Below are 13851 nucleotides of genomic sequence, written 5' to 3'. Positions count from 1 at the left end.
TAAATACCAATCAACTTTCCGTTGGCATTGGAGCGACTATTGAAACCGTTTCTGGAAGCGGATCTTCAACAAGTACTGCTTCCAATGCTTGAATAGCGACTTCAACCATATCATCATCTGGTTGGCTTGTCGTAATTTTTTGCAGCCAAAGCCCCGGCAAGATTGCAATATGCACCAATGGATTTTGGCTTTTACCCGAAAAACGGATAATTTCATAAGAAATACCGGCCACTACCGGAAGCAGTATCACCCTTGATAAAATACGCAGCCATAAATCAGGCCAGCCTAAAAAAGCAAACATAATAATACTAACCACCATGACGATAAGCAAAAATGCCGTACCACAGCGTGGATGAAGCGTACTATATTTTTGCACATTTTCGACCGTAAGTTCTACACCGGCTTCATAGGCATGGATTGTCTTATGCTCCGCACCATGATATTTAAACACACGTTGAATATCTTTCATCCGTGAAATACCATAGATATAAACCAGAAAAATTCCTAACCGAAGCCCACCCTCCAATAAATTTAAAAGAATCGGATTCGTAAAAGAGGCATCAATATACTTGGCTGCCGCTGTAGGTATAATGACAAATAGCAAAATTGCCAACCCCAAAGAAAACAGAATTGTCATAACCAATTCTTTATCAGAAAGCTGTTCATCTTCATCACCAGCTTTTTGTGCTGAATACGATAGTGATTTCAAACCCAATACCAGCGATTCACCTAATGCAACTACTCCGCGAAGCATTGGTTTTTTTAAAATTGGATAACGATCACTAAGTGATGATACAGGATCTACTTTAACACTGATTTGACCAGATGGTTCGCGCACCGCTGTGGATACCATTTTAGGTCCGCGCATCATAACGCCCTCTATAACGGCTTGCCCGCCTACAGTTAATTTATTACTACTCATTTGTAATTCCTCCCATTACACAGAATTACTCCCAACATAAAATACATTCAGATATAAATGAAGCAGAGCATTTCTGCTCTGCTGCCCATTTACATAAATTATTTGCTTCCGTAACGCTTGTTGAATTTTTCAATTCTACCACCAGCAGCAACATCACGTTGACGACCAGTAAAGAAAGGATGACAGTTTGAACATACATCAACACGTAATTCGTCTTTTACAGAACCTGTTGTAAAAGTACTGCCACAACCACAAATAACTTTTGCTTGTTTGAATTCAGGATGAATTCCTTTTTTCATATCTTAGTGCACCTCACTTTTCCCCAAATTGGGAATAATTACAAGCTCTCTCTGCGAAAACTTGGTTAGACATAGCTCCCCATTTTGAGGTAAAGCTAGTCGCTTTATAACCTGTTTGAATAATAAACACACTTCCGTTTATTACCCAATAATTATACCATAATGCAATAATAGGTGCAATACACACAAAAAATAATTTGTTTATACTGTATTTACTATTTTCTGAAATCATGCTTATTTTTAAGGTCACCCGACTATAATTTCCTATATTTATGTTATAATATGAATAAGTTTTTAAAAATACTTAAAAATCTTCTTTTGGGAGTGTGCTGCTTTATGTTTGCCGAAAAATTCTCTTATTTTTTTATTGCATTTGCCGTCTTCATTCTTCTCAAAGCTTTGGTTTTTTATCGCTCAGTCCCAATGGTTAATATCTTATTTTATATTTCAATGGCAATATCACTGCTTTGCAGTAATGTCCCAAGAGTAGTTGATATCCCGCTGCATTATGCTTATCCAATAAAAATGGTGGAATATTTCACTTTTTTTGTTTCACTTATCTGTTTTATCGTATTATGTTTTAGACACGTCCTTTAGCTGCTATTCTTTTACTCACAAAGAGAAGGCGGAACGGTTCTTTCTATAGGAACCGTTCCGCCTTCTCTTTTTTCAAGACTGAATAACCCGGGCTTTCTTTTCCAGTAAAGCAACAATATCTTTAATCATATGTTTATCAAGTTTACGCTGAGGACTATAGCGCAAAATATAGTCATTCACATATTTACTGCCCTTTAAGACAACTATCTCGCTTGATATAATTTCGAGCTGCACCGCGGTATTGGTAAATACTAAAAGCGGCACAACCGAAATGCAAAAACCAGCATTTCGGAGCATACCTTCAATATTATGACGATGCCACTTCGTCTGTTTAATCGGGTTCATCATATTTTTCGTATACAGCTTACCTTTTTGCCCAAATTTATATTGTTTCCACTCGATGTCGTCTTCTGTACCGACAATTTTCCCTAAATGATTTTTGCCCTCTACTACAAAAACGCCATTTTCACCAACAACAATAAAATCGGCTTCATCACGAATTCGTTTTTCTTGAATAACAAAATTTGAAAACACATGGTACTGATTGGGTAAGTTCCTTACATAAGTCAAAATTTCATTTTCTCCGCGAGCCCCCGCTTGGAGTATTCTATACCGGCGACAATAGTAAAAAATCCCCATTAACCAAATCACTGGCAATAAATGAAAGAATGGATTGATGGAAAGTTCTTCCCCCAGCCGAAAAATCATAACTACATAAGCTCCGATCAAACCTGCGCAAACAAATGCACTAAACAAATACTGCCTTGATTGTCTATTTAATGTTTTTTTCCCTTTGTGAACATTAGCCACACTTACACCTCAATTATAAAATAACACAAACAACTCAACGATCTTTTAATAAGTCTGCATTAAGTATCGGGCCATATTTTGCCCGCCACCAGGAAATACTCCTAATCGCATCAATATAATCCTGTAAAGCCGCTGTGTCGAGTTCTGGTGAATCCCCCCGAATTGATTCCGGCTGAAATTCTGCAAGATCTGCTTTACCAATATAGTCATGCGTCATCCAAAAACCATAATTTACTGCTTCTTTATTGCCGCGCGTTAAACTAGTCCCCACAGAATGATACGAAAAACCGTGTGGGGCTATCATCTCAATCAAAGTCGGAATGATATCAATTTGGCTGCCTGCGGCATCTTTAGGTAAGATTCCTTTCGTGACCCCCTGCCCTGTAACAATAAATGGAATACCATACCGTTCATACATGGACGGTGTTTTCTCAATATTATAACGGTCCGCATGATCGCCAACAATAATAAAAAGACTATCTGGATATTTTTGTTTTGTCTTTTGAATGAAATCTGCCATCATTTTGTCTGCATACCAAAAATGACCTAATTGATTGACCAGTGCCATATCCGCTTTCGCTTCTGGCGGTAAGGCAGCAATCACCTTTTCTTTATCAAACCCTTCTTTGGCAACATCCACTGTAAAGGGGGAATGATTTGATACATTCAATATTACGTTGAAGCTTGGTTGATCCGAATCGATACCATCTAACACAGCCTCATAAAGGTATTTATCATCACAACCCCACACACTACCTGCTGCTGCCTTGGCAAAATCACCACGACTATAAAAATGCTGATATCCCTGTGCCAGTGTAAAATCCTGTATACGTTCCCAAGTCGTTGGCCCCGCATACCAAAAATTTGTGTCATAGCCTAATTTTTGAAGCTGTGGTGCACTGGCTGTAGAATAAGGCTCAGCAAAAGCTTCCGGCATCGTGGTAAGATAAAGATTTGCATCGGCAAATCCAGTAACCACACCAGTGACTGCGGAAACTGTACTTGCACCATTTGGCAAAAAAGTTCCTATATAATCACTGTCATTTTCGGCAATAATTTGCTTCATACCATCCGCGATATGAAGGTCTTTATATTTTTCCAGCAGCGGCCAATTCGCATAACTTTCAGAGATAATCACAAAAATGTGCTTAGGTTTTTCAACCAACGGACCCTGCGCTTCTTTTCGTAAATATTCATCTAAATCATTGGATTGCAGCTGTGTTTTATTCGTGAGCTTTGCTGTGAAAAAACGTATTTGATCCACGTCAAAATTCAGACCATTGCAGGCTTCCAAACGGTTATTCATCGTATAGGCACGATAAATTGCCTGCATATCATCTAAGATCACTTCATTTAAAAAAGGATCTTTGGTCACACCAGCGTTTTCCCAGTCCACCTCTGTAGCCCAGCTAAAGCTGCCGCCAAACATCACAAAAACAATACCCCAGTATAAAAATAGGACAACGACTGCACGACTTACCCACTTAAAAAAAGGAAACGAAAAAGACGGCATTTTAAAAACAGCTCTATTAAGCCAAGCTGAAAATAGTTTATAAAGAAAAAATGCCAAAACAAAAGCACCAGCCAAACGCAGTGGCAGATAAAATTCCTGTACCAGCGAAAGGCTCAATGCGTACACATCATCGTTGAATGTATTAAAAATCAATTGATTAAATCCCGAATGAAATTGTCTATAATACGGGAAACGCGCACAAAACAGAACGGATAAAATTACAATATAAAAACTCCCCACCACTTTACGGACTGTCATTTCGTAAGACGGTGCCAGTACAGTAGCCACGCCGCTGATCAGCAGGGAAATCACGGTAAGAACCCCCGCACTTTTAAGACTAATTTTCGTCCCCACCAGCATAACTGTCAACACATCATGCATCGTCGCGGTTTTACTCATGTATTCAGACATCCAGCCCAAAAAGATCAGGCGAAATAAACAAAGTAATATGAGAAAAAACAAAAATACCCTGATTTCTTGTTGAACAAATCGACAAAAATTTCGCCAATCAAAAATGCGAGATAAACTCTCTTTCATAAATAAAAAACCTCCTAAAATCCTTGCAAAAAAGCAATAACTTAGAAGGTTTCGCTTTGTTATTCAAAAAATCCTCTATTTTTTATATAGAGTGTCTAGTCTTGCAAATATGGCATGATAATTTCGACACCATAACCTGCAGCAATTTCATGTAATTCATCTGTCAATACTGAATCCGTTATAATGCCCGTCAAAGCATCCAGCGTTACATAATTATAATTTCCATCATTGCTCATTTTTTTCATGGCTGCAACAAGATAAGCTTTTTTGCTTACTTGAATAATCGCTGCTTTATTGATTCCATCTTCAATATCATACGTAGAAACACTATTTTCTCTTATATCGACGCCTACAGCCCCAACAAAAGCAATATCCGGTTTAAGCCGCGAAATAAAATCCAGTGTCATTCCGCCCCAGAAACCATCCCGACTCTTATTTATGGTACCACCAGCAAATAATACTTTTATTTTAGGATTTTGCGCCAAAATCACTAAAATCTCAATCATATTCGTCACAACTGTAACGTCTTTAGGCTGTTTCGCCAAAAGTGCCGCAATCTCCAGGTTACTGGTAGAAATATCCAAAAAAACCATATCTTTTTCGTGAATCAAATTAACCGCTGCCTGTGCTATTTTTCGTTTGGCGTCTACATCCGTATTGCGGCGTTTGCTGACTTCCATATTGTGCAGATTTTGTCTAAGAACAACGGCGCCGCCATAGGTACGTTTCAAATTACCTTGTTTTTCAAGTGACCCCAAATCTTTCCGTATGCAATCTTCCGTCACATCAAACAATTCGCTGAGTTCTTTTACTTTAACTTTTCCATCATGTTCTAACATTGCTAAAATAGCTTCTTGTCTTTCTTCTAAAAACATATTTCCACCTCAATCTATATTTTTCCTTAAATTCCACGAAAACTTCATTCTACCATTTCTATCAGCTCTAGACAATTAAATTCTTTATACCGGCTTGATATGCCATAGCATAAAAACCATTCATTTCAGACGCACTGTACAGCGGATGATTGTCCTCAAAACAATAGGAAGCTTCCACATGCTCATATTTAGCTTTTGCTAAAGGATTATAATTCAATAATTCATATTTTACATCAGGGAAAATATCCGTAATATATCGACAAATCTGACGAATATTTTCTGAAAACGCTGTATACTCTGGAATCAGTGGAGTGCGAATTACGACTTTATTTCGATGTGGTGACTGTAACACATACTTAATATTATCCTGAATCAATTGTGGATTCACCGACGTTATTTTTTGATGCCGCGCCGCATCAAACACTTTTAAATCGGCAAACAATGTGTCTATATATGGCAAAACCTGCAGCAGATAGTCTTGATCAACAAATAAAGATGTTTCTACTGCCGTGTGAATGTGATTTTTCTGCAAATTTTTCAGCAACTCAAGTGTAAATTGTTTTTGAAAAAACGGTTCACCTCCAGACAATGTAACACCGCCGCCATGAACAAAAAAAGCCTGATCCGACATGACAATTTCCAAAACTTCTTCAATGCTATATTCACGACTATCCATTTTCAATGCGCCGGTAGGACAAATTTCTTCATATCGTTCACCATTTTTAACTTTGGCTTGCGACAAAATCAATTTATTACCGCTGATTTCTATCGCTTTATCCGCTATCTGCAAACAGGAAGCACAAAAAATACATTTATTAGGAAAATACACTAATTTTTTTTCTGGTGAAATACCTTCTGGATTTTGGCACCACACACAGTGCAGCGGGCAGCCTTTCAAAAACACGGTAGTTCGAATACCATCACCATCATGTGTAGAAAACCGCTGTATATCAAAAACAAGCCCTTTTATCATTTTCATCCAAGCCCTCCACCGCATTATTTTATTGTTGTAAATTGTTTATTATCATTTTGTATAATTTTAACCTTATTTGGCCGAAAATACAAGGCTCCTATGAATGCAGCGAAACAAAAACGGCTTTAATAAAAGATTTTTCTTTTATTAAAGCCAATCTGGCAGAAAACTAATATTGATATTTGAGTGGCACATCTTTTATATACTTGCTGTCAAGACCAACGGCACGTTTATAATCCAGCTTCGCTTGCTCCGTTTGTCCTATTTTTTCATATAAATCGGCCCGATTCATATAACAACCAGCATTATCCGGTGATAACTCAATCGCACGATTAAAATCAATAAGGGCCTCTTCATAGTTTCCAATTTCAGCATATAGATTCCCACGATTATTATAGGCATTTGTGTACTTTGGATCTATTTGCAGTGCTTGGCCATACCATTTCAATGCTTTTTGATATTTTTTCATGAATGCATAGGTTATTCCCATATTGTTATAGGCATCTACATAATGCGGCTCTACCTTGACTGCCTTTCTATAAAATTTAAGGGCCTGCTCATTTTCACCAAGTTTTGCGTAAATATTCCCTTCATTATAATATGCATGAATATATTTTTCATCTAACTGAATTGCTTTTTCATAATCTTTTAAGGCTTCCTGATATTTTTCCATAAGTTCATAAATATTGCCACGATTATTATAAGCATCCGTAAACAAAGGATTTAGCTCAATCGCCTTGCTATAATCCGCAACCGCTTTCTCATATTGAACCAAATTTCCATAAACAATTCCACGGTTATAATAGGCCTTGGCATGCTTAGGATTGCCAGCAATAACTTGTGTATAATCTTTTAATGCCTTTTCATATTCACCAAATTCATTATATATATTACCCCGATTATTATAGGCATCAAGATAAGAATGGTCAAGAGCAATCGCCGTATTATAATCACGCATTGCTTCATTATACTTTCCCAGACGGTAATAAACGTTCCCACGATTTTTATACAATACAACCTGTCCCGGATCCAATGCAATTGCTTTACTATAAGAACGTACACTTTCCCAATAATCACCCTGTGCCTGCGAAATTTCGGCCTGTTTTATATCTTGCTGCGCTTCATTTGTGCCTATCGTTTGAGCAAAAACCATCGGATTCAAAATCAAAATACAAACCATAATAAAAAAGATAAACATTTTTTTATTTACCATGATGAATCCCCTTCTTGTTATTAAAGTCAAAATCCATAGCTCTTATTTTACTATAAGCTATTTAGCTTTTGATTTCAAGGATTTTCCTTTTATTGCTGGTAAATCAGCATTGGCAAACAGTTTTATAAATATAGAACTTCATAAACCGAAAGAGCAGTCGCACCAATGCAACTGCTCTTTTAGTTTAGCGAATATGATTTAATTTATCTGCAAGTGCATCAGCATCTGCTTCATTGCTATTCGATGCCAAAATAGCTTGAGCACCCATTTTCACAAGCCCATTTTCCACATAAGCCTCCGGTGCCGAATTATTATTATGATAAACTGCTGCCAAATTTCCGGCAATCAGGTAGGCACGTTCTGCACTACTCATTGAATCCGTTGCACCAGCTGTCATAAATTCTTTACCATTTACTTTAATGACACCATTATCGACCGTTACATGTTGATTGCTGTATTCCGTAAGTTTCTTCGAATAATTTTCCCGGCGTTCCTCGTTTTTAGGATGATCCGATGGTGAAAAAATCTCACCAACAAAATTACTGGATGAACTCCCCATCTTTTCAATGACACGCTGCCAAACAGCCGCTCCAGCACCCGGATTATAGCCAGCATGGCTCGCATAACCAAACGCTAAATTATCTGCTTCCCACTCTTGTGGTTTTGTAATATTAACAGCGGTTGCATAGTTTGCCAATACATTAACACCAGTTGCTTCGATACCACTCGTTTGCGACCCCCACACACTAGCAATTATGCTAACTGGCACCGCTTTTTTAAACCCTTGAACCGGATGATCTTTTTGACCATGCCCCATTTCATGCCCTACTACAAAAGCTACTTCATTTTCATTATAATTTAGCAAATCAAATAAGCCTGCATTTACGCTCATATTATGACCTAGTGTACAATATGCATTAAATGTTGTTTGATTATTCACAAAATAATTGTAGGGTTTACTTGTAATAGAAGAATCGCTTTGCGCAATCGATGCGGAAAGCCTAGTCATAATATTCGTCAAAAGTTCATTTTTATAAGGGTCTTCATTCACGCCATCTTTCTTTTTTATTTCTTCAAAATATTCATTTCGTCCATCATTATTATAATAATTCAATTCCTTATTAAATTTAGTATATTGAATAGCACTGCCTACAATAGCTCCCGCAGCACCACCAATATTAAAAGCCTCCGCTTTGATTGGCTGCAGCACCGAAAACCCTATTGTAAAGGCAATTGCTGCCATGCTAATCGATGCAATTGCTTTTTTACCACATTTTTTCGTTATCATTTATTGAAATACACTCCTTTGTTTTTATCATCAATCCATAAAACTATATTTATTATAACATTTCCACCCGTCCTATAGTGCGCATTTACTGAAAAATAAGAAAATTATCCTATAAAAAAATGTCTTTGGACTCATAAAATCCAAAGACATTTAAACTCTAATCTTATATATTGCTAAGATCTTCACCATTGCTCGAAATAACTTTTTGATACCAGTAAAATGATTTTTTCTTCGTGCGGTCTAAGCTTCCATGGCCTTCATTATCTTTGTCTACATAAATAAAACCATACCTTTTTTCCATTTCCCCCGTGCCAGCTGAAACTAAATCAATCGGTCCCCATGGACAATATCCTAAAAGTTTAACACCATCCAGATCAATTGCTTGTTTCATCTGTTCAATATGGGCAGCAAAATATTCTATACGGGCATCATCTTGAATCATCATATTGCCGACTTTAGATTCATGCAATCCAATACCATTTTCAACAACCATAAGCGGAAGCTCATAACGTTCTGTAAGTACTGCCAATGCATACCGCAGGCCAACCGGATCAATTTGCCAGCCCCATTCTGATTGCTTAAGATATGGATTATCTACGGCGATAGTGGCACCGCCACTCACTGACTTCATCTTCGCCGCATCAGAAGATACCACAAAACTCATATAATAACTAAAAGCCAAATAATCCACGGTACCTGCCGCAATAATTTCTAAATCTCCCGGCTCCATGGCAATTTTATATTCCTTATTTTCCCATTCTTTAAGAGCATATGCTGGATAATGACCACGACAATGCACATCACCAAAAAAATTACGCATATGCATTTTCTCGAGCTGCTTAATCTGATCTTCCGGATTGCAGCTCTCTGGATAAACTGGCTGATAGGATAACATACAGCCTATTTTAAACTCTGGATTTATTTCATGTCCTTTTTTCACAGCCAAAGCCGCTGCCACAAATTGATAATGTGCTACTTGATACATCACTTCTTTTTTATCTTCACCATCTTTATAGAGAACACCAGAATTCGTAAATGCTGTAAATGGAACTTCTAATTCGCTTTGATTATTGATTTCATTAAAAGTCATCCAATAATGCACTTTATCCTTATATCGTCTAAAAACAGTTTCAGCAAAACGAACAAAGAACTCTATCATTTTTCGATTTCGCCAAGCACCATATTGTGATACAAGATGATAGGGCAGCTCAAAATGCGATAAAGTAATCACCGGCTCAATGCCATATTTATGTAATTCATCAAAAAGATCATCATAAAATTGCAGTCCAGCTTCATTCGGCTCCAATTCATCGCCATTCGGGAAAATACGGGTCCAGGCAATACTAGTTCGGAAACATTTAAATCCCATTTCACCAAATAAACTAACATCTTCCTTATACCGATGGTAAAAATCAATTGCATCATGATTCGGATAATTCAAATTTTCTTTAACGCCATCGGTGATTTGGCGAGGCTGCCCATGCCGCCCAGCAGTCATTACATCCGCAACGCTTACCCCTTTGTCACCTGCTTGCCATGCACCTTCTAACTGGTGCGCTGCAACAGCGCCACCCCATAAAAAATCTTTTGGAAATCCCATATATTCAACTCCCACCGTTCTACACTTTATATTTTTTAATGTTTATCAGCAAATTTCTTATATACATCAATAAATTCTAAAGCAATAATCTTGAATCCCTCGGCGCTCATTAACTGATCTTCCGCATGCAAAAGTAAAAGGTTAATTCCCTCGCTTGTACCTTCTGCTTCTTTTTGCAAGAGACCAGCATGCGCATCATGACCTTCATTGAATACTTCATCACCATCTTTGATCAATGTTTCTGCTTTAGAAAATTCACCCAATTTTGCCTGTTGAATTGCCTCTATATAGCAACTACGAGCGGTGCCAACGGCAGATATAATTTGAAATGCTGCTAATTCTAAACCATTCATCCTGTATTTCCCCCTACATTTTCCTTGATCTACTAAACTAATTAACCGATTTTGCTCTTGGCAAATTCAACAACACCCTTGCCATCCATCCGTCCATACATACGCATATCAATTGCCTCAACCAGAACACCTGGACATTGTGCCTTGATTTTATTTAAAGCAAAACGGACTTGTGGTCCAAGTAAAATAAGATCCGCATCGCTCGCCTGTTTGATAGCTTCTGAGGTTGGGTATGCTGAAATCTGACATTCATACTGCATCTGCGCTGCTGCTTCTTCCATCGTTTTAACCAGCATACTAGTGGACATGCCCGATGCACATAATAAGACAATTTTCTTCATAATAAATTCTCCTCGCATAATGTATTTATCTATTGATTAAGAATGTTCTGTATTTGTTGTCTCAATTCCTTTTTCTTCTACTGCGTCCAATTCTTCTTTAAAATAAATATTATCTTGTATTTTTATATAAACTTACAATAAATAGCGGTGATACACCGTTCGCGCATCACAGCCTTCTGCCTGACAGTATTTATAGCAAATTCCTAGTACACATAAAATTGCTAAAATTCCAAATGTAGAACCCGCTACTTGATTCAATGCTACCGCTCATCATAAATGTTTTCCATTCGAAGAAATCACCTTTTTATACCAGTAAAAGCTATCTTTTTTATAACGATTCATACTTGAACCTTCTGGTTCTTCTCGATCGACGTACACAAGACCATACCGTTTTTGATACCCATTTAACCAGCTGAGCAAATCGGTAAAAGACCAGACACAATAAGAAATAATATCACAACCATCCTGCACTGCTTCCTCCAACGCCAAAACATGTTCGCGCAAATAATCGATTCGATAGCCATCATGAATTTTACCATCTTCCAGTATATCAAATGCCCCTAAGCCATTTTCCGAAATAACAATTGGCAAATGATAACGGCTGGTGACTTCACGGCAGGCATATCGCAAACCACTAGCATCAATCGTCCAGTCCCAATCCGTTGTCATAAGATACGGATTCGGTGGATTTTTATATAACCCTGGTACCCCTTTAATTTCCGTTGTCCCCTTTTTACCGGCCGTATTCATCGTCCCATAGGGATCAACACCCCCGTGCAGCGGATTATATTCACAAACAATAGATTGATAATAATTGATTCCCATAAAATCAAGTTTTGCCGCTGCTGCCAAAAGTATAGTTTTATCATCCGCTTCCATTTCTGGAACCAGCCCTTTTTTATCTAAATAATTCCAAGTAAATGCTGGATAACGGCCATAAGCATAAATATCCATCCACCAAAAACTATTCATTTCATCAAAATTAATCTTAGCTATTACATTTTTCGGATCGCAGTCAAAAGCATAACTCGGCGAAAAAGCAAAACTAGCACCGATCTTACCATCGGGCACAATTTGTTTAAAGGCTAAGACTGCTTTCGCATGGGCCATATTAACATGATGATTCACTTGATAAAACATTTTTTGTGCATCGAATTTACCTGGCGGATGTGCGGCTAACAACCAGCCAAAAGTTGTAAAAATATTTTGTTCATTAAATGTAATCCAATATTTAACCTTTCGGCCAAGACGCTTAAACAAACATTTTGCATAGGCTGCATAATCATCAACAATCTGGCGATCTTCCCAACCACCATAGGCTGTGTCAAGCGCTGCCGGAATATCCCAATGGTATAAGGTTACCATTGGTTCAATACCATATTTTAAACATTCGTCAACTAAATTTTCATAAAATTGCAAACCCTTTTCATTGACAGCTCCCCTTCCTTCCGGGAAAATTCGTGCCCAAGATACGGAAAAACGATATGTTTTCAGACCTAACTCTGCCATTAAAGCAATATCTTCTTTGTAACGGTGATAATGATCTACTGCTACATCTCCCGTTGTATCTTTAAAAGTCTTATCTTTAATACGAACAAATTGATCCCAATTTGTTAATCCTTTACCATCTTCCTGGTAAGCTCCTTCAACCTGATAAGCTGCCGAAGCACAACCCCAAAGAAAGTTTTTTGGCATCTCTATCATTTCCATAATCATATCACTTCAGCGCGCATTAATTTATTTCTTAAGATATTTAAACTATAACATAACAAAAAAAGGCGTTCAATAGATTGAACACCTTTTGGAATACCGTTTCATGATTTAGCAAAAAAGAGCAGGTAGCCTGAAACAATATTACACACCACTGTGTTTTTATGGAAAAAACCACTTTTACCATAATCGTCAATTATATCCAACTCAACCAACCATATTTTAAATTTCCTCAACATTCAAAAATCAGCTTTCCACTAACTTATGTTTTGGTAAAACAGAAGAATAAAGTTTGGTATAGACTAATTTTCCCGCAATTTGTTCTGACTTTATTAGACTGACTTGATCAACCATCATTTGCATTTTTGGAATATGAGTAGCAAACTTTGCAATGTCAAAACTATCGAGCATCGTCACATTACGTCCCAAGGTTAAGTGTGGTTTCAATTTACGTTTTTCAATGCTGCATCCAGCTTCATCCAAAAATTCACAAAGCTGGTTATACAATTCTGGTAAAACCCGCACGTCCTGTAGTTCACGCATACCAATCCAATAAATATCACCTCCATGTTTTTTCAAATGATCTAATCGCTGAAAAGAAATAGTAAAGGGATTTACCGAAACTTGATCCATGGCTTTTTTAATTCTAACTATTTTCCCTGGATTAACCTCCCCAATAAAAACTAACGTAAAATGTAAATTATCAAAATACGTAAAATTTCCCTGTCTCGCCTTCACTTTAAGTTTTTTCGCCGTTGTATATAATTTTTTTTTCAAATCTTCAGGAAAATCAATTGCAATAAATAATCTCATGCCACAC

At 37.3% G+C, this 13851-nt stretch carries 14 protein-coding genes; all 14 read right to left on the bottom strand.

Going from position 1 to position 13851, the window contains the following annotated elements; translation table 11 throughout:
* Window positions 1-10 precede the first annotated feature (10 nt).
* The 14 genes from BMY14_RS00350 to thpR all read right to left on the bottom strand — a co-directional run bounded on the left by BMY14_RS00350 (window position 11) and on the right by thpR (window position 13844).
* Window positions 11-922, bottom strand: a complete 912-nt coding sequence (locus BMY14_RS00350; protein WP_091828313.1) for a DUF1385 domain-containing protein — start codon at window positions 920-922, stop codon at window positions 11-13.
* Between the two features lie 98 nt (window positions 923-1020).
* Window positions 1021-1221 carry a 50S ribosomal protein L31 gene (gene rpmE, locus BMY14_RS00345; protein WP_019554282.1) on the bottom strand — a complete coding sequence of 67 codons (201 nt, stop codon included), beginning with the start codon at window positions 1219-1221 and terminating at the stop codon, window positions 1021-1023.
* Window positions 1222-1890: 669 nt separating this feature from the next.
* Entirely contained in the window at window positions 1891-2628 is a 738-nt protein-coding gene (locus tag BMY14_RS00330; protein ID WP_091828311.1) for a nuclease-related domain-containing protein, read from the bottom strand.
* A 34-nt stretch (window positions 2629-2662) separates the two neighbouring features.
* On the bottom strand, window positions 2663-4678 hold the full coding sequence (locus tag BMY14_RS00325; protein ID WP_091828310.1) for an LTA synthase family protein: 2016 nt from the start codon (window positions 4676-4678) through the stop codon (window positions 2663-2665).
* A 95-nt stretch (window positions 4679-4773) separates the two neighbouring features.
* Window positions 4774-5553: a DeoR/GlpR family DNA-binding transcription regulator gene (locus tag BMY14_RS00320; RefSeq protein WP_019554277.1), complete on the bottom strand. Its 780-nt coding sequence runs from the start codon at window positions 5551-5553 to the stop codon at window positions 4774-4776.
* A gap of 67 nt (window positions 5554-5620) precedes the next feature.
* On the bottom strand, window positions 5621-6532 hold the full coding sequence (locus BMY14_RS00315) for a glycyl-radical enzyme activating protein (RefSeq protein WP_019554276.1): 912 nt from the start codon (window positions 6530-6532) through the stop codon (window positions 5621-5623).
* A 163-nt stretch (window positions 6533-6695) separates the two neighbouring features.
* Window positions 6696-7739, bottom strand: coding sequence for a tetratricopeptide repeat protein (locus tag BMY14_RS00310; protein ID WP_019554275.1), 1044 nt, complete (start codon window positions 7737-7739; stop codon window positions 6696-6698).
* Window positions 7740-7923: 184 nt separating this feature from the next.
* The gene (locus BMY14_RS00305) at window positions 7924-9027 is read right to left on the bottom strand and encodes a M48 family metallopeptidase (RefSeq protein WP_019554274.1); all 1104 of its coding nucleotides are present in this window, start codon (window positions 9025-9027) and stop codon (window positions 7924-7926) included.
* Window positions 9028-9190: 163 nt separating this feature from the next.
* On the bottom strand, window positions 9191-10627 hold the full coding sequence (locus BMY14_RS00300; protein WP_091828309.1) for a 6-phospho-beta-glucosidase: 1437 nt from the start codon (window positions 10625-10627) through the stop codon (window positions 9191-9193).
* 35 nt (window positions 10628-10662) lie between these two features.
* Window positions 10663-10980 carry a PTS sugar transporter subunit IIA gene (locus tag BMY14_RS00295; RefSeq protein ID WP_019554272.1) on the bottom strand — a complete coding sequence of 106 codons (318 nt, stop codon included), beginning with the start codon at window positions 10978-10980 and terminating at the stop codon, window positions 10663-10665.
* A gap of 41 nt (window positions 10981-11021) precedes the next feature.
* Complete coding sequence (locus BMY14_RS00290; RefSeq protein WP_019554271.1) at window positions 11022-11321, bottom strand: PTS sugar transporter subunit IIB; 300 nt, start codon at window positions 11319-11321, stop codon at window positions 11022-11024.
* Window positions 11322-11453: 132 nt separating this feature from the next.
* On the bottom strand, window positions 11454-11579 hold the full coding sequence (locus BMY14_RS20960) for a hypothetical protein (RefSeq protein ID WP_281246403.1): 126 nt from the start codon (window positions 11577-11579) through the stop codon (window positions 11454-11456).
* A gap of 12 nt (window positions 11580-11591) precedes the next feature.
* Window positions 11592-13031, bottom strand: coding sequence for a glycoside hydrolase family 1 protein (locus tag BMY14_RS00285; protein WP_019554270.1), 1440 nt, complete (start codon window positions 13029-13031; stop codon window positions 11592-11594).
* A gap of 246 nt (window positions 13032-13277) precedes the next feature.
* Window positions 13278-13844: an RNA 2',3'-cyclic phosphodiesterase gene (gene thpR / locus BMY14_RS00280; protein WP_019554269.1), complete on the bottom strand. Its 567-nt coding sequence runs from the start codon at window positions 13842-13844 to the stop codon at window positions 13278-13280.
* Between the last annotated feature and the right edge of the window lie 7 nt (window positions 13845-13851).

Origin of the sequence: Propionispira arboris (genome assembly GCF_900109225.1) — a bacterium.
Classification (GTDB): domain Bacteria; phylum Bacillota; class Negativicutes; order Selenomonadales; family Selenomonadaceae; genus Propionispira; species Propionispira arboris.
This window is presented reverse-complemented; position numbering and strand designations above follow the sequence as displayed.

Coding starts and splice junctions, on each gene's coding strand:
- BMY14_RS00325 (WP_091828310.1), bottom strand. CDS start 4,678: ATGAAAGAGAGTTTATCTCGCATTTTTGATTGGCGAAATTTTTGTCGA.
- BMY14_RS00350 (WP_091828313.1), bottom strand. CDS start 922: ATGAGTAGTAATAAATTAACTGTAGGCGGGCAAGCCGTTATAGAGGGC.
- BMY14_RS00290 (WP_019554271.1), bottom strand. CDS start 11,321: ATGAAGAAAATTGTCTTATTATGTGCATCGGGCATGTCCACTAGTATG.
- BMY14_RS00295 (WP_019554272.1), bottom strand. CDS start 10,980: ATGAATGGTTTAGAATTAGCAGCATTTCAAATTATATCTGCCGTTGGC.
- BMY14_RS00300 (WP_091828309.1), bottom strand. CDS start 10,627: ATGGGATTTCCAAAAGATTTTTTATGGGGTGGCGCTGTTGCAGCGCAC.
- rpmE (WP_019554282.1), bottom strand. CDS start 1,221: ATGAAAAAAGGAATTCATCCTGAATTCAAACAAGCAAAAGTTATTTGT.
- thpR (WP_019554269.1), bottom strand. CDS start 13,844: ATGAGATTATTTATTGCAATTGATTTTCCTGAAGATTTGAAAAAAAAA.
- BMY14_RS00320 (WP_019554277.1), bottom strand. CDS start 5,553: ATGTTTTTAGAAGAAAGACAAGAAGCTATTTTAGCAATGTTAGAACAT.
- BMY14_RS00285 (WP_019554270.1), bottom strand. CDS start 13,031: ATGGAAATGATAGAGATGCCAAAAAACTTTCTTTGGGGTTGTGCTTCG.
- BMY14_RS00315 (WP_019554276.1), bottom strand. CDS start 6,532: ATGAAAATGATAAAAGGGCTTGTTTTTGATATACAGCGGTTTTCTACA.
- BMY14_RS00305 (WP_019554274.1), bottom strand. CDS start 9,027: ATGATAACGAAAAAATGTGGTAAAAAAGCAATTGCATCGATTAGCATG.
- BMY14_RS00310 (WP_019554275.1), bottom strand. CDS start 7,739: ATGGTAAATAAAAAAATGTTTATCTTTTTTATTATGGTTTGTATTTTG.